The sequence below is a fragment of the Homoserinibacter sp. YIM 151385 genome, assembly GCF_027912415.1.
GTDB lineage: Bacteria > Actinomycetota > Actinomycetes > Actinomycetales > Microbacteriaceae > Schumannella.
In genome coordinates, this window is sequence record NZ_CP115175.1 from 2,014,450 (window position 1) to 2,029,375 (window position 14,926).

General features: G+C 71.3%; 15 protein-coding genes and 1 tRNA gene. 9 read left to right on the forward strand and 7 right to left on the reverse strand.

Annotated features, from left to right (window positions below; translation table 11 throughout):
- Positions 1-7: 7 nt before the first annotated feature.
- Positions 8-862 carry a phosphotransferase family protein gene (locus OF852_RS09825; protein ID WP_271118984.1) on the reverse strand — a complete coding sequence of 285 codons (855 nt, stop codon included), beginning with the start codon at positions 860-862 and terminating at the stop codon, positions 8-10.
- 99 nt (positions 863-961) lie between these two features.
- Between OF852_RS09825 and nhaA the strand changes: the two genes are divergently transcribed.
- Entirely contained in the window at positions 962-2,236 is a 1,275-nt protein-coding gene (gene nhaA / locus OF852_RS09830; RefSeq protein ID WP_271118985.1) for a Na+/H+ antiporter NhaA, read from the forward strand.
- Between the two features lie 61 nt (positions 2,237-2,297).
- On the opposite strand, the gene OF852_RS09835 is transcribed toward nhaA, so the two are convergent.
- Positions 2,298-2,381: transfer RNA gene (locus OF852_RS09835), tRNA-Leu, on the reverse strand.
- Between the two features lie 245 nt (positions 2,382-2,626).
- On the opposite strand from OF852_RS09835, the gene OF852_RS09840 reads away from it, so the two are divergent.
- The 7 genes from OF852_RS09840 to pknB all read left to right on the forward strand — a co-directional run bounded on the left by OF852_RS09840 (position 2,627) and on the right by pknB (position 11,471).
- Positions 2,627-3,337 (forward strand): FhaA domain-containing protein, encoded by a 711-nt coding sequence (locus OF852_RS09840; RefSeq protein WP_271118986.1) that lies wholly within the window; start codon positions 2,627-2,629, stop codon positions 3,335-3,337.
- Complete coding sequence (locus tag OF852_RS09845; RefSeq protein WP_271118987.1) at positions 3,334-3,882, forward strand: FHA domain-containing protein FhaB/FipA; 549 nt, start codon at positions 3,334-3,336, stop codon at positions 3,880-3,882. The genes OF852_RS09840 and OF852_RS09845 overlap by 4 nt, the downstream gene beginning before the upstream one ends.
- A gap of 2 nt (positions 3,883-3,884) precedes the next feature.
- Complete coding sequence (locus OF852_RS09850; RefSeq protein ID WP_271118988.1) at positions 3,885-5,126, forward strand: PP2C family protein-serine/threonine phosphatase; 1,242 nt, start codon at positions 3,885-3,887, stop codon at positions 5,124-5,126.
- A 1-nt stretch (position 5,127) separates the two neighbouring features.
- Positions 5,128-6,537, forward strand: a complete 1,410-nt coding sequence (locus tag OF852_RS09855) for an FtsW/RodA/SpoVE family cell cycle protein (protein WP_442908619.1) — start codon at positions 5,128-5,130, stop codon at positions 6,535-6,537.
- Positions 6,534-7,985, forward strand: a complete 1,452-nt coding sequence (locus OF852_RS09860; protein ID WP_271118989.1) for a peptidoglycan D,D-transpeptidase FtsI family protein — start codon at positions 6,534-6,536, stop codon at positions 7,983-7,985. Before OF852_RS09855 ends, OF852_RS09860 begins: the two co-directional genes overlap by 4 nt.
- Entirely contained in the window at positions 7,982-9,649 is a 1,668-nt protein-coding gene (locus OF852_RS09865; RefSeq protein WP_271118990.1) for a serine/threonine-protein kinase, read from the forward strand. Before OF852_RS09860 ends, OF852_RS09865 begins: the two co-directional genes overlap by 4 nt.
- A 115-nt stretch (positions 9,650-9,764) precedes the next feature.
- Entirely contained in the window at positions 9,765-11,471 is a 1,707-nt protein-coding gene (pknB, locus tag OF852_RS09870; protein WP_271118991.1) for a Stk1 family PASTA domain-containing Ser/Thr kinase, read from the forward strand.
- On the opposite strand, the gene OF852_RS09875 is transcribed toward pknB, so the two are convergent.
- Genes OF852_RS09875 through OF852_RS09885 form a run of 3 tightly spaced genes read right to left on the reverse strand, consistent with a single transcriptional unit; the run spans position 11,452 to position 12,988 of the window.
- Complete coding sequence (locus OF852_RS09875) at positions 11,452-12,084, reverse strand: anthranilate synthase component II (protein ID WP_271118992.1); 633 nt, start codon at positions 12,082-12,084, stop codon at positions 11,452-11,454. The two genes, pknB and OF852_RS09875, sit on opposite strands and share 20 nt — an antisense overlap.
- Entirely contained in the window at positions 12,081-12,239 is a 159-nt protein-coding gene (locus OF852_RS09880; protein WP_271118993.1) for a hypothetical protein, read from the reverse strand. Before OF852_RS09880 ends, OF852_RS09875 begins: the two co-directional genes overlap by 4 nt.
- Entirely contained in the window at positions 12,239-12,988 is a 750-nt protein-coding gene (locus OF852_RS09885; RefSeq protein ID WP_271118994.1) for a class E sortase, read from the reverse strand. The genes OF852_RS09880 and OF852_RS09885 overlap by 1 nt, the downstream gene beginning before the upstream one ends.
- A 31-nt stretch (positions 12,989-13,019) precedes the next feature.
- On the opposite strand from OF852_RS09885, the gene OF852_RS09890 reads away from it, so the two are divergent.
- Complete coding sequence (locus tag OF852_RS09890; protein ID WP_271118995.1) at positions 13,020-13,265, forward strand: cell division protein CrgA; 246 nt, start codon at positions 13,020-13,022, stop codon at positions 13,263-13,265.
- 82 nt (positions 13,266-13,347) lie between these two features.
- On the opposite strand, the gene OF852_RS09895 is transcribed toward OF852_RS09890, so the two are convergent.
- Complete coding sequence (locus OF852_RS09895) at positions 13,348-14,244, reverse strand: rhomboid family intramembrane serine protease (protein ID WP_271118996.1); 897 nt, start codon at positions 14,242-14,244, stop codon at positions 13,348-13,350.
- A complete protein-coding gene (locus OF852_RS09900; protein ID WP_271118997.1) occupies positions 14,245-14,784 on the reverse strand; it encodes a peptidylprolyl isomerase in 540 nt (179 codons plus the stop codon). It abuts the gene before it with no gap.
- Positions 14,785-14,926 lie beyond the last annotated feature (142 nt).

Below are 14,926 nucleotides of genomic sequence, written 5' to 3' on the forward strand. Positions count from 1 at the left end.
GGGGGTATCACCGCGCTGGCGGGAGGCTCTCCACCCACATGTCCATCCGGCGATGCAGCTCGGCCGAGGCGAGGTCGGCGCGGCCGATGCCGGCGTAGTTCGGCGCCCAGGTCCCGACGCGCTCGACCGCGCGCGACGCGGCGTGCACATCCCACGACACCATGTCGGGGATGGCGCGCCCGGCCGCCCGCTCGTAGGCGTCGAGCAGCGTCTCGGCCGCATCCGCCGAGCCGAGGAGCGCGAGATCCATCCGCGCCCAGGCGAGATCGACGCCGCGCGGCGTCTGCCGCGCGCCCGACCAGTCGACGACGCCCGTGAGCCGGCCGTCGGCCCACACCGCGTTGCCGCTCCAGAAGTCGCCGTGACCGAGCACGAGCTCGGCGCGATCGAGCTCCGGCCATTCGGCGCGAGCGCGCGCGATCACGGGATGCCGTCCCTCCGGCGGCGCGTCGGGACCGATGGGCAGACCCCGGCCGTCGAGCTCGTGGATGCGTGCCAGGACCGTGCCGAGCTCGCGGGCCACGACGTCGAGCGGCAGCTCGGGCGGCGGGGTGCCGCCCGGGATCGCGGTCGTGAGGATGATCTCGCCGCCGGTCCAGGATCCGTGCCCGAGCAGCCGGGGCGCCGCCGCGCCGAGCGGTCCGAGCCGGGCGAGGATGCCGACCTCGTCCGCGACGGCGGGATCGCCGGGCGGGAACCCCCGGGCGACGAGCTCGCGCGGGCCGGGCTCGCCGCCGTGGGCGGTGCGCAGCAGCATCGTGCGGGCGTGCTGCCCCGCGGTGAGCACGCGGACCGGCTCGAGCTCGCGCCCGAGGATCGCCGCCGCGGCCGCGACCAGCTCGGCGTCCTCATGCTGCTCCATGAGCCCATCCTCTCCGCTGCCGCTACCATCGACAGCAGGTGTGCCGGGAAGTCTGGTCGGCGTCACCCGGCGAGGGGTCGGGTGTCCGAGAGGAGCTCCGTGCCCGGCACCGACACCCACACCGCCCGAACCGGTCGCCCGGGCGCCCGCGCCCGCATCCGCCGCGTCCTGAGCCTCGAGACGACGAGCGGCATCCTGCTCCTCGCGGCCGCCGCCCTCGCGCTGGCCTGGGCGAACTCGCCGCTCCGCGACGGCTACGCCGCCGTCTCCTCCACGGTGGTCGGGCCGGCCGCGATCCACCTCGATCTGAGCCTCGCCACCTGGGCGGCCGACGGCCTCCTCGCCGTGTTCTTCTTCGTGGTCGGGGTGGAGCTCAAGCACGAGTTCGTCGCCGGCAGCCTCCGCAGCCCGCGCGAGGCGGCGGTGCCCGTGCTTGCCGCGGTCGGCGGGATGGCGGTGCCGGCGCTCGTCTTCAGCGGCGTCGTGCTCGCGGCCGGCGACACGGTCGCACTCCACGGCTGGGCGATCCCCACCGCGACCGACATCGCCTTCGCCCTCGGCGTGCTCGCGGTCTTCGGGCGGGGGCTGCCGGTCGCGCTCCGCACCTTCCTGCTGACCCTCGCGGTCGTCGACGACCTGCTCGCGATCGTCGTCATCGCCGTCTTCTACACGGCATCCATCCAGATCCTCGCCCTGCTCGGCGCCCTCGCCGCCGTGGCCGTCTTCGGGCTCGTGATCCGCTCGCGCTTCTCGCGCTGGTGGCTGCTCATCCCGGTCGCGCTCGTCGCCTGGGTGCTCATGCACGAGTCGGGTGTCCACGCGACGATCGCGGGCGTGCTCATGGGCTTCACGGTGCCGGCGCGACCCGTGCACGGCGAGTCCGAGCCGCGCACGCACCAGCTCGAGGGCGCGGTGCGGCCCTGGTCGACCGCGGTGGCCCTGCCCGTGTTCGCGTTCTTCTCCGCCGGCGTCTCCGTCGCCGACGGCGGCGGCTTCGGCGAGCTCGTCGCGCAGCCCGTGCTCATCGCGATCGCGGCGGGCCTCGTGCTCGGCAAGCTCGTCGGCGTGCTCGGCATGACGGCGCTCATCACGCGCCTCACCCCGCTGCGCCTGCCCGACTCGATCGGCATCCGCGACCTGCTCCCGGTCGGCTTCCTCACCGGCATCGGCTTCACGGTGTCGCTGCTCATCACGGAGCTGTCCTTCCCGGATGCCGAGCACACGGATGCCGCCAAGCTCGCCGTGCTCCTCGGCTCGGGCATCTCGGCGGTGCTCGCCGCCCTCTGGCTCCGCTGGGACGCCCGCCAGGCCCGCCTCGCCGACATGAACGAGGACGGCGTGCCGGATCGGGACCTGCGCCGCATCGGGGACTGAGCCCTCGAGCAGGCCCGAGACGGGCGACTCCGAGAAGGTGGACCCGAATCGGATCCCGATGTGCGCGAGGGGGGACTTGAACCCCCACACCCTTGCGAGTACTGGCACCTGAAGCCAGCGCGTCTGCCAATTCCGCCACTCGCGCGTGAGGAGCGCGGCGTCGCGCTCAACCGCACGAGAGTATCACGCGTGGCGGCCGCCGCGAGCGTGCCCGAACAGCCTCGAGTGCGCCCGGAACGACGGGCGCGGTCGAGGCTGTTCGGGCACTTTCGGCAGGGGCGCCCGCGGCGGCACCCGCCACGCAGAACGACCGGTCCGCAGGTTCACCCCGAACCCCGAGCCCAGCCGACTAGTCTCTTCTGAGATCGTTCCAGGCCGAGAGGGAGATCCTTGGGGATTCTCGACAACTTCGAGAAAGGTCTCGAGCGCGCCGTCAACGGCGCCTTCGCGAAGACCTTCAAGAGCGGCCTGCAGCCTCTCGAGGTCACAGCCGCGCTCCGCCGGGAGCTCGACACGAAGGCCGCCGTCGTCGCGCGCGACCGCATCCTCGTCCCCAACCGCTTCCGGGTGCGCCTCGCCGCCGCCGACCACGAGCGCTTCGTCGCCCTCGGCCCCGCCCTGCTCGACGAGTTCACGCAGCTCGTCCAGCAGCACGCCGCCGCGCAGCACTACTCCTTCGCGGGCGGGATCTCGATCCAGCTCGTGCAGGACGGCTCGCTGAGCACCGGCATGGTCCGCGTCGAGTCCGACAACATGAAGGGCGCCGTCACCTGGACGCCCGTGCTCGACATCAACGGCAAGCGCTACCCGCTCACGAAGGGCCGCACGATCATCGGCCGGGGATCGGATGCGGACATCACCGTGGACGACACCGGCATCTCCCGCAAGCACGTCGAGATCCTCTGGGACGGCAAGCGCGGCCAGGTCAACGACCTCGGCTCGACGAACGGCTCGAAGCTCAACGGGCAGAAGCTGGGCCAGGCGCCGCTCGAGCCGGACTCGGTGATCGACCTCGGCCGGACGCGGATCGTCTTCCGGGTCCTCGCGCAGTCCTCCGACGTCGACCAGTTCGCCGACCTCCGGACGGAGGGCGGCCGTTGAGCGAGCTCACCCTGCTGGTCCTCCGGATCGCGTTCCTCATCCTCATGTGGGGCTTCGTCTTCTTCATCGTCTACACGCTCCGCTCCGACCTGTTCGGCCAGCGCGCGCGGAAGATGCCCGCGGAGTCGGAGTACCCGAGCTCGCCGATGAGCTCGCGCCCCGAGCCCTCCGGCGCGGCCGCATCCCCCTCCACCCCGCCGCTCGCCCTCCCGACCGAGCCGGTCGGCCGGGCCGTGCCCGCCGCCTCCGATCGCACCGCGCGCCGCCTCGTCATCACGAGCGGCCCGCGCGCCGGCATCGAGATCGACCTGCCCGCCGAGCAGCTCACGATCGGCCGCTCGAGCGAGTCGGGCCTCGTGATCCGCGACGACTACACCTCGACGCACCACGCGCGCCTCATGCTCTGGAACGACCAGTGGGTGGTCCAGGATCTAGACTCGACGAACGGCACCTTCCTCGACGGCCAGCGCGTCACACTCCCGACGCCCATCCCCATGAACTCATCCGTGACCATCGGCAAGACCAGCTTCGAGCTGCGGCGGTGACCTTGGCGACCCCCACGAGCGCGGCCGTCTCCCATGTCGGCAAGATCCGGTCCAGCAACCAGGATTCCGGCTACACGGGCCGGCACCTCTTCCTCGTGGCGGACGGCATGGGCGGCCACGCGGGCGGCGACGTCGCCTCCGCGATCGCGGCGAAGCGCATCGCCGAGGCCGACCGCGAGTACGAGTCGGCGACGGATGCGGAGTTCGCCCTCCAGTCGGCGCTCATCGCCGCGAACTCGCTGCTCGCCGAGACCGTCTTCGAGCACTCCGAGCTCACCGGCATGGGCACGACGGTGTCGGGGCTCGTCCGCGTCGGCGATCAGATCGCGATGGCGCACATCGGCGACAGCCGCATCTACCTGTACCGCGACGACGAGCTCTCGCAGATCAGCGCCGACCACACCTTCGTGCAGCGCCTCGTCGACTCGGGCCGCATCACGCCGGAGGAGGCGGCGGTCCACCCGCGGCGCTCGGTGCTCATGCGGGTGCTCGGGGATGTCGACGCCGCCCCCGAGATCGACACCTCCATCCTGACGACCCTCCCCGGCGACCGGTGGCTGGTCTGCTCGGACGGCCTCTCCAGCTACGTCTCCGACGAGAAGATCGCCGCGATCCTCGCGAGCGCACCCCGGACGCAGGACGCCGCCGACCGGCTCGTCCGCGAGAGCCTCGACCACGGCGCCCCCGACAACGTGACGGTCGTCCTCCTCGACATCACCGACGACGAGGACGCGCCGCTCGCCCGGCCGGAGCTGGTCGGCTCCGCGAGCCAGCCGCTCAGCTTCGAGGCCGAGACGACGCGGCGGCCGCTCAACCTGCCGACGCTGCTGCTGCATCCCCTCAAGGCGACGAAGCCCGATCCCTCCCACTTCGAGCCGGAGAGCGAGGACTACCTCGTCGAGCTCATCGAGGAGGACAAGCGGCGGGCCCGACGTCGGCGGATCGCGTGGCTGTCGATGGTGGCGGTCGCGATCGCGGCGATCGTCGCGGCGGCCCTCCTCGCCTACCAGTGGACGCAGGCGCACTACTTCGTCGGCGAGGACGAGGGCCGCGTCGCGATCTTCCAGGGCGTCCAGCAGGACATCGGGCCGATCCCGCTCTCGAGCGTCTACCAGACGACGACGATCGAGCTCTCGGAGCTCCCGAGCTTCCAGCGACAGTCCGTCGAGGCGACCATCAGCGCCGACAACCTCCGCGAGGCGAACGACATCGTCGCCCGCCTCGCCTCGGCCGCGGGTCAGTAGCGTGACGGCCGCGACGACCCCCCGCCCGATCGACGCGAGTCCCCGCACCTCGCTCACCGGGACGATCCGCATCCGCCTCCGTCAGCCGGCCCGACTGCGCAATCGCGAGCTCGTGATGCTCGTCATCTCGATCCTCCTCGCCGGCGCCGCGCTGCTCCTCGTGCAGCTGGGCGCCCAGGGGCAGCCCGACGCCGGCATGCTCGCCGCCTTCGGCCTGCTCGCGGCGCTCGTGCTCGTCGTCCACATCGTGCTGCGCGTGACCGCGCCCGACGCCGACCCCTTCCTCGTGCCGATCGCGTTCCTCCTCAACGGCGTCGGCATCGCCGAGATCTCGCGCATCGACATCGCCGAGGGGCTCCTCGGCTGGGATGCGGCGGCCGTCCGGCAGATCGTGTGGGCGGTCATCGCGATCGTCGCCGCGGTCGCCGTGCTGCTCGTGGTGCGCAACCACCGCGTCCTCGCCCGATACCGCTACATCGCCATGTTCACGGGCATCGCACTGCTGCTCCTGCCGATGCTGCCGGGCATCGGCCGCGAGATCTCGGGGGCGCGGGTCTGGATCCGCCTCGGCCCGATGTCGTTCCAGCCGGGCGAGATCGCGAAGATCGCGCTCGCCGTGTTCTTCGCCGGCTACCTCGTGACGGCGCGCGAGTCGCTCTCGATGGTGGGCCGCAAGCTCCTGTGGATGCGGTTCCCGCGGGTCCGCGACCTGGGCCCGATCCTCATCATCTGGATCGCGGCGATGGGCGTCATCGTGTTCCAGCGCGACCTCGGCACGGCGCTGCTCTACTTCGGCATCTTCCTCGTCATGATCTACGTCGCGACGGGTCGCCTCAGCTGGGTGCTCCTCGGGCTCGGGATGTTCGGGGCGGGCGCGCTCGTCGCCTCGAGCACGCTCACCTACGTGCAGGGGCGCTTCCACACCTGGCTCGACGCCTTCGACAACGACGTGTTCACGGCCGACGGCGGCTCGTTCCAGGTCGTGCAGGGCATCTTCGGCCTCGCGAACGGCGGTCTCGTCGGCACGGGCCTCGGCCGGGGCCGCCCCGACCTCGTGCCGCTCGCGGAGAGCGACTTCATCATCTCGAGCCTCGGCGAGGAGCTCGGCCTCATCGGGCTCTTCGCGATCCTCGCGCTCTACCTGCTGCTCGTCTCGCGCGGCTTCCGCATCGGCTTCAGCGGACAGGACGACTTCGGCCGCCTCCTCGCGGTCGGCCTCGCCTTCGTCATCGCGCTCCAGGTCTTCATCGTCATCGGCGGCGTGACCCGCGTCATCCCGCTCACCGGCCTCACCACCCCGTTCCTCGCGGCGGGCGGCTCCTCCCTCGTCGCCAACTGGATGATCGTGGCGCTGCTCCTGCGGCTCTCCGACACCGTCCGCAACCAGCCGAGGCTGGTGATCGACTCGTGAACAAGGAGCTCCGCCGGGTCAGCTTCGTCGTGCTGCTGATGTTCCTCGCCCTCTTCGGCTCGTCGACCTTCATCCAGGTCTTCCAGCAGGACTCGCTGCGCGCCGACAGCCGGAACACCCGCACCCTCTACGACAGCTACTCGCGCGAGCGCGGCCCGATCCTCGTCGGCGGGGAGGCGATCGCGGAGAGCACGCCGGTCGACGACCAGTACCGCTTCCAGCGCAGCTACGCCGACCGGATCTACTCGCCGGTGACCGGCTACTTCACGCTCAACCAGGGCAACACGGGCATCGAGGGCGCGCTCAACGACTACCTCTCGGGCTCGAGCAACGAGCAGTTCCTCGACCAGCTCAACGCGACCATCACCGGCCAGGACCCGAAGGGCGCGGCGGTCTCGCTGAGCCTCGACCCCGAGGTCCAGCGGGCGGCCTGGGATGCGCTCGAGGGCAAGAAGGGCGCGGTCGTGGCGATCGAGCCGGCGACGGGCCGGATCCTCGCGATGGTGTCCCGCCCGACCTTCGACGCCGACGTCTTCGCGGTCCACGATTCCGGCTCCGTCATCCAGAGCTACGACCAGCTGCTCGCGGATGCGGACCAGCCGCTCCAGAACCGGGCGATCGCGGGCGACCTCAACCCCCCGGGCTCGGTCTTCAAGCTCGTCGTCACGGCTGCCGCCCTCGAGAGCGGCCGCTACACGCCCGAGGACGCCTTCGACAACCCCGCGCAGCTCACGCTCCCCGGCACCTCGAGCGTCATCACGAACTCGAGCGGCGGCACCTGCGGCGGCGGCGCCGAGGCGACGATCGCGACGGCCCTGCGGCTCAGCTGCAACATCCCCTTCGCGGAGCTGGGCCGCGAGCTCGGCTGGCAGGCAATCTCCGACCAGGCGAAGGCCTTCGGCTTCGAGCAGGATCTCCGCATCCCGCTCAAGGTGACGCCGAGCGTGTATCCGCCGACGGAGAGCGAGGCGCAGACGATGCTCTCCGCCTTCGGCCAGGCGAGCGACCGCGTCACCCCGCTGCAGATGGCGATGGTCTCGGCGGCGGTCGCCAACGACGGCCGGCTGATGAAGCCGGATCTCGTCGACGAGATCACGGCCCCGGATCTCTCGGTGCTGGAGGGCTTCGAGCCCGAGGTCCTGAGCGAGCCGATCAGCCCGGAGACGGCGGCGACGATGACCCAGATGATGGTGCAGGGCGTGACGAACGGCGCGGCCAGCAATGCAAGAATTGACGGCGTCGACGTCGCCGGCAAGACGGGAACCGCCGAGAACGGCGAGGGCGAGCCGTACACCCTCTGGTTCTCGGGGTTCGCTCCGGCCGACGACCCTCAGGTCGCGGTCGCGGTCGTAGTGGAGGACGGCGGCGGGATGGGACAGGACGGCTTCGGCAACCTGCTCGCAGCTCCCGTCGCCAAGAGTGTGATTGAGGCGGTGCTGAGCAGATGAGACCCTCCAGCGGGCTCACCTTCGGTGGTCGATACCAGTTGTCGTCGCGGATCGCGATCGGCGGCATGGGCGAGGTGTGGCAGGCGACCGATCTCGTGATCGGGCGCACGGTCGCCATCAAGATCCTCAAGGACGAGTACCTCGGCGATCCGGGCTTCCTGGAGCGCTTCCGCGCGGAGGCCCGTCACGCGGCGCTCGTCAACCACGAGGGCATCGCGAACGTCTTCGACTACGGCGAGGAGGACGGCTCGGCCTTCCTCGTGATGGAGCTCGTCCCCGGCGAGGCGCTCAGCGCGGTGCTCGAGCGGGAGCGCGTGCTCTCGACCGACCGCGTCATGGACATCGTCGCCCAGACCGCGTCCGCCCTCCAGGCCGCGCACCAGGCGGGCCTCGTGCACCGCGACATCAAGCCGGGCAACCTCCTCATGACGCCCGACGGCCGCGTGAAGATCACCGACTTCGGCATCGCGCGCATCGCCGACCAGGTGCCGCTGACCGCGACCGGACAGGTCATGGGCACGGTCCAGTACCTCTCGCCCGAGCAGGCGAGCGGCCAGCCCGCCTCCGCCGCGACCGACATCTACTCGCTCGGCATCGTCGCGTACGAGGCGCTCGCGGGCCGTCGCCCCTTCACGGGCGAGTCGCAGGTCGCGATCGCGATGGCGCAGATCAACGAGGCCCCGCCGGAGCTCCCGGTGACGGTGAGCGAGCCGGTGCGCAACCTCGTCTACACCTCGATCTCGAAGAAGCCCGAGGACCGCCCGGCCTCCTCGGCGCACCTCGCACGCGCCGCGCAGGCGCTGCGGCGCGGGGATGTCGCGGGCGCGATCGCGGCCGTCCCCGGTGTCGCGGGCGCGAACCCGATCGACGTCCCCAACTACGGCCAGACGCAGGCGACGCGCGTGCTCACGGGCGCGAACGGCGCGGCGACGACGGCGACCGACGTCCCGATCGAGGAGGAGAAGAAGCGCAGCCCGTGGTTCTGGCCGCTCATCGCGATCGTCTCGGTGCTCGCGGTGGCGCTCATCGCGCTGATCCTGGTGCTCGCGCTGCAGCCGCAGGGCGACCCGACGCCCTCGCCCTCGAACTCCTCGGCGACACCCGAGCCGACGCGGGCGTCCCCGTCGCCGACGCCGACCGAGACCGAGGACGAGACGATCCGCATCGACGCCTCCGACTACGAGGGGCTGACGGTGCAGGATGCGCGGAGCCGCCTCGACCAGCTCGGCGGCGAGTTCTCGTACACGCAGACGACGGGCTCGGCGGCGCCGCGCCCCGATCTCGTCGGCCGGGTGCAGACGATCGCGCCCGACGGCAACGTCGCGCGGAACGCGGCCCTCGAGATCCGCGTGTACGGCGCCTTCCCGACGCCGAGCGCTCCCGCCACCCCGACGACGCCGAACGCGCAGCCGGCGGCGGACGAGACGATCACGATCAGCTGGGCGGCGTACCGGGGCTGCCCGAGCGGCTTCGCCCTCTCCGGCTACGAGTTCACCTCGACCGGCCCGATCTCGCTCGGCACGGGCAACCCGGTGACGGCCGCGGCGACGAGCATGCAGGCCACCTTCGAGGGCCCCGGCCAGGCGACCGTGACCTTCCACGCGATCTGCGGCGGCGAGATCTCGAGTGCGGAGTCGGGCTCGCTGAGCATCACCGCCCAGTGAGCCCCGAGGGGGATCGTGAGCTGATCGAGACGCGCGACACGGGATCCGCGCGGGCCCGGCGGCTACACTGATCTGGCATTCCCCGACCCCGCCTGGAGCCCTTGTGACCGATCGCATGACGGAGCGCGTCCGCATCCTCGCGGGCCGCTACCAGGTCGGCGACCTCCTGGGGCGCGGCGGCATGGCCGACGTGTACGAGGGCAGCGACTCGCGGCTGGGCCGCAAGGTCGCGATCAAGCTCCTCAAGCCGACCCTCGCGAACGATCCGGCCTTCCGGAGCCGCTTCCGCCAGGAGGCGCAGTCGGCCTCGCGCATGGCGCACCCGACGATCGTGCGGGTCTACGACGCCGGCGAGGAGACGATCCGCGACGACTCGGGCGTCGAGGTGCAGGTGCCCTTCATCGTCATGGAGTACGTCGAGGGGCGTCTGCTCAGCGACATGATCGCCGACGGCCCGCTCGCTCCCGAGCGCGCCGTGAAGATCATGGACGGCGTGCTCACGGCCCTCGAGTACTCGCATCGCGCGGGCGTCGTGCACCGCGACATCAAGCCGGGCAACATCATGGTGACCGCCGCCGGCCAGGTGAAGGTCATGGACTTCGGCATCGCCCGCGCCATCTCCGACTCGGCGGCGACGATCGCGCAGACGAGCGCGATCCTCGGCACGGCGCAGTACTTCTCGCCCGAGCAGGCCCGCGGCGAGTCCGTCGACGCCCGCACCGACCTCTACTCGGCGGGCATCGTCCTCTACGAGATGCTCACCGGACGTCCGCCATTCTCCGGCGGCACCGCGGTCGCCGTCGCATACCAGCACCTCAGCGAGGCGCCCGTGCCGCCGGCGACGCTCGTCCCGGCGGTCTCCCCCGCCCTCAACGCGGTCGTGCTCCGCGCGCTCGCGAAGGACCGCTTCGAGCGCTTCCAGTCGGCGGTCGACTTCCGCGAGGATGTGGATGTCGCCGTCGAGGGCAAGGTCCCGGATCGTGCCCCGGGCGGTCGCGACGACGACTTCTCGACGACGCTGTTCGGGGTCAACCCGAGCGCCTCGGCCGGTTCCGCCGCGACGCTGCGCCGGCTCTCCGCCGATGAGGACGACCGCGTGCCGCGCACGCAGAGCCGCCCGCCGGTCGCCTGGATCTGGGCGGGCATCTCGCTCATGGCGATCGTCGTGGTCGTCACGCTCGTCTGGGTCTTCAACCTCACGCCGCCGTCGCTCAACAGCGGCAATGTCGCGATCCGCGTGCCGGACGTCGCGGGCATGACCTTCGAGCAGGCCGAGGCCGAGCTCACGAAGACCAACCTCCGCGCCGTGCAGGTGCAGGTCGTCGACGAGGAGGTGCCGGCCGGTCAGGTGATCAAGTCCCAGCCGGGGCCGGATGTCGTGGTGCCGCCGCAGCAGCAGATCACGCTGACCGTGTCGTCGGGAACGGAGATGGTCCGCATCCCCGACGTGTCCTACAAGTCGGCGAAGAAGGCGGCCGCGGCGCTGAAGAAGGCGGGGCTCGCCGTCGGCGAGACCCGCAAGGAGAACTCCCCGAACGTGCCCGAGGGCGTCGCGATCGGCACGGAGCCTGCCGCCGGCGCGAGCGAGGTGCACAAGGGGCAGGAGGTCACGCTGATCGTGTCGACCGGTCGCATCTCGATCCCGGATGTGACGGGCAAGTCGATCGACGAGGCGCAGACGACCCTGAGCGGCGCCCAGTATCAGCTCACCGTGAAGGTCATCGCGGATCGGGGCTGCGGCGGGCGCGCGGTCTCGGCGCAGTCGCTCAAGGGCGAGCAGGCGCAGAAGTCGGCGGTCGAGCTCACCTACTGCGCGGGCTGAGCCCCGCGCCGAGCGCCGCGGCGCCGTCGAGCCCGATCCCCTCGAGCCAGTTGCCGAGCAGTCGGTGGCCGCCTTCGGTGAGCACGGCCTCGGGGTGGAACTGCACCCCCTCGGCCGGGAGCTCGCGGTGGCGCACGCCCATGACGACGCCGCCGTCCGTCCGCGAGACGACCTCCAGCTCGGGCGGCAGACTCGACTCCTCGACCGCGAGCGAGTGGTATCGGGTCGCCGCGAAGGGACTCGGGATCCCGGCGTAGAGCGCGCCCCCGTCGTGGACGACGCGGGAGGTCATGCCGTGCACGAGCTCGGGCGCGTGCCCGACCCGGGCGCCGAGCACCTCGGCGAGGATCTGGTGTCCGAGGCAGACGCCGAGCAGCGGCAGTCGCGTCTCGAGCGCGGCGCGCACCAGCTCCGGCGCGCGGCCCGCCGCCGCCGGGGTCCCAGGTCCCGGGGAGACCAGGATGCCGTCCAGCCCGCGCAGGACGGCCGGACCTTCGCCGGCCTCCACGGCATCCGACCGCCGGACCGCGACCTCGGCCCCGAGCTCGCGCAGGTAGGCGACGAGGGTGAAGACGAAGCTGTCGTCGTTGTCGACGACGAGCACACGCGTCATCCGCCGACCGTGACCTCCTGCGGCGCCACGAACTGATCGACCCAGGGGAACACCCAGAGGATCAGCGCCGCGACGGCCGCAGCCGCGAGGACGAGCAGGATGAGGACGCGGACCCACCAGGGCCCGGGGAGGATCCGCCAGAGCGCGCCGTACATCAGGCTCCCTTCCGGACGGTCGCCGCGATCGACCCGGGCGGGCCGTCGGCTCGGGGCGTGAAGCCCTCGTAGACGCCGTACGCGATGATGCGCTCGGCGGTGGAGAAGAACGGGTTGCAGCTGGTCAGCGTGATGAGCCGGTCGCCCGGCTCGAAGCCGGTCTGCTGCGGGACGGGCTCGATGACGCCCACCCCGCTCGGCTGCACGTACTCGAGGTTGCGGAAGCGGTACTCGTACCAGCCCTCCCGCGTCTCGACGAAGATCTCGTCGCCCAGCCGCAGCTCGCCGATGTGCTCGAGGTTGCCGCCGTACGCCTTCCGGTGCGCCGCGATCGCGAAGTTGCCGACCGCGCCCGGCATCTGCGTGCTCGGGTAGTGGCCGAGCTCGCCCTGATTGAGGACGTCAGCCACCCCGATCCCTTCGGCGATCGGCCGATAGTAGTCGGCGCCGAACCGCGGGACGGCGAGCAGCGCGAAGCGCTCGGCGTTCGCGGGCGCGGTGCCGACCGGCGGGTCGCCGGGCTCCGCGCTCTCGCTCGGCCGGGGCGCGGGGACCGCCTCGAGGTCCCACTCCTGGGAGAGCTGCGTCGACTCCGTCTCGAGCCGGCCGCCGACGATGATGTCGTTGAGCCAGAGCTGCCAGCCGAGGAACAGGAGCACGAGGACGCCGGCGGTCATGAGCAGCTCGCCGAGCACGCCCAGGACGGAGACGCGCCGACGCGGTCGCGCGCGTGCCGGATCCGCGCTCATGCCTGGATTCTACGCCGCTACAATCGGGGGCATGGCCCGATCGCGCGCACGCTCTTCCCAGCCCGAGGATGCCGAGGTCCGCTCGGGCCAGGACGCTCCGAACCCGGTGTGGTTCAAGCCGGTGATGTTCGGCTTCATGCTGCTGGGGCTCGTCTGGATCATCGTCTACTACGTCAGCGACCAGCAGTTCCCGATCCCGGACCTCGGCCCGGGCAACATCCTGGTGGGCTTCGGGATCATGTTCATCGGCTTCCTGATGACGACCCGCTGGCGCTGATCCGGAGCTGAATTACACGCCTGTGATTCGTCCACACTGTGGACGGATCTGTGGAGAACCTGCCGAACCCGCTGGCGTCGACTCAGCTGACGAGCGAGCGGATGATCGCGAGGGCGATGAAGCCCGCGACTCCCGCCAGGATGTGCAGGTACGGAAGGCGGGCGTTCCGCGTCCCCTTGTCGCGATGCCAGAAGAACAGCCAGGCCGCGCCGCCGCCGCCGATCGCGCCGCCCACCAGCATGAAGATGTAGGCCGGGCTGACCACCAGCGTGAGGATCACGTTGAGGCCCATGATCACGATGAACTGCGTCATGTTCGCGCCCATCGAGCGCCCGATGACGAAGTAGGCGGCGAACATGCCGAACATCGCTCCCGTCAGCCCCGCGGCCGCCCCGCCGGAGAGCAGCATCGCAGAGGCGCCGACCGCGGCGCCTGACGCGAGCACCGTCGCGAAGCGCGCCCGCCCGAGCATCTGCTCGACGGTCGGCCCGATCAGCATGAAGAAGACGGCGTTGAGGATCAGCGAGAGCGGGCTGAGCACCACGAACGCCGAGGTGAAGTAGCGCCAGACCTGCACCGAGGTCGACGGGTCGGCGTAGAGGAAGAGGCCCGGGATGCCGGTGAGCAGGGTCGGGATCGAGACGAGCGCGGTGAGCGCGATGACGACGATGCTCACGACCGGAGCGCTCGAGCCCGGCGAGAAGAAGCGCTTCAGCCACTGCTGCCAGCGCGGGGTGCGCCGGAAGGCGGTGACGTTGCTCGCCGCCTTGCTCGCGCGGGGCGCTGATCCGGATGCCGGCGTCCAGCGGGGCGCGCGACCTCCGTTGGCCTCGGCGACGCACTCAGGACACTGCACGCCGACGGGCGCCTGGATCTGGCACTCGGGGCAGATGGTCCGGCCGCAGCGCTGGCACAGGATCCAGCTCTGCCGGCCCGGATGCCGGTAGCAGTAGTCGGCGTCGTCGAGGCCGTCGGTCACCTAGACCTCGGCGATCTCGATGGAGGAGATGACGACATCCTCGAGCGGCTTGTCGCGACCGTCGGTCGCGACCTTCTCGATCGCGTCGACGACGCGCTTCGAGTCCTCGTCGCTCACGGTGCCGAAGATGGCGTGCTTGCCCTGGAGCCACGGGGTGGGCACCGTCGTGATGAAGAACTGGGAGCCGTTCGTGCCGCGGCCCATCTGGATGCCGGCGTTCGCCATCGCGAGCACGTAGGGCTCGTTGAAGTTCAGCTCGGGGTGGATCTCGTCGTCGAACTGGTAGCCGGGGCCGCCGATGCCCTGGCCGAGGGGGTCGCCGCCCTGAAGCATGAACTGGGGGATGATGCGGTGGAAGATGGTGCCGTCGTAGAGGGGCTCGTTCTTGGTCTCGCCGCTCTGCGGGTGCGTCCACTCGCGCTCGCCGGTGGCGAGGCCGGTGAAGTTCGCGACCGTGATGGGCGCGTGGTTGCCGAGCAGGTCGATGCGGATGTCGCCGTGGTTGGTGTGGATGGTGGCGACCGCGGTGTGAAGAGGCATGGCTCGATTCTTCCACAGCGCCTCGCCCCCGGAGCCGAGTCGGATGCCAGCGGGCTCCCAGGTGCCGCCCAGGCGATCCCGGTTGACCCGAGCAGGTGCCGTGGGAGGATTGGGGCACCGCTTACGCCGACGACGGGAGACA

Excerpts from the sequence above, each read along its gene's own strand:
- OF852_RS09825 (WP_271118984.1), bottom strand. The coding sequence starts at position 862 with ATGGAGCAGCATGAGGACGCCGAGCTGGTCGCGGCCGCGGCGGCGATC.
- pknB (WP_271118991.1), top strand. The coding sequence starts at position 9,765 with ATGACGGAGCGCGTCCGCATCCTCGCGGGCCGCTACCAGGTCGGCGAC.
- OF852_RS09880 (WP_271118993.1), bottom strand. The coding sequence starts at position 12,239 with ATGTACGGCGCGCTCTGGCGGATCCTCCCCGGGCCCTGGTGGGTCCGC.
- OF852_RS09875 (WP_271118992.1), bottom strand. The coding sequence starts at position 12,084 with ATGACGCGTGTGCTCGTCGTCGACAACGACGACAGCTTCGTCTTCACC.
- OF852_RS09900 (WP_271118997.1), bottom strand. The coding sequence starts at position 14,784 with ATGCCTCTTCACACCGCGGTCGCCACCATCCACACCAACCACGGCGAC.
- OF852_RS09885 (WP_271118994.1), bottom strand. The coding sequence starts at position 12,988 with ATGAGCGCGGATCCGGCACGCGCGCGACCGCGTCGGCGCGTCTCCGTC.
- OF852_RS09890 (WP_271118995.1), top strand. The coding sequence starts at position 13,020 with ATGGCCCGATCGCGCGCACGCTCTTCCCAGCCCGAGGATGCCGAGGTC.
- OF852_RS09865 (WP_271118990.1), top strand. The coding sequence starts at position 7,982 with ATGAGACCCTCCAGCGGGCTCACCTTCGGTGGTCGATACCAGTTGTCG.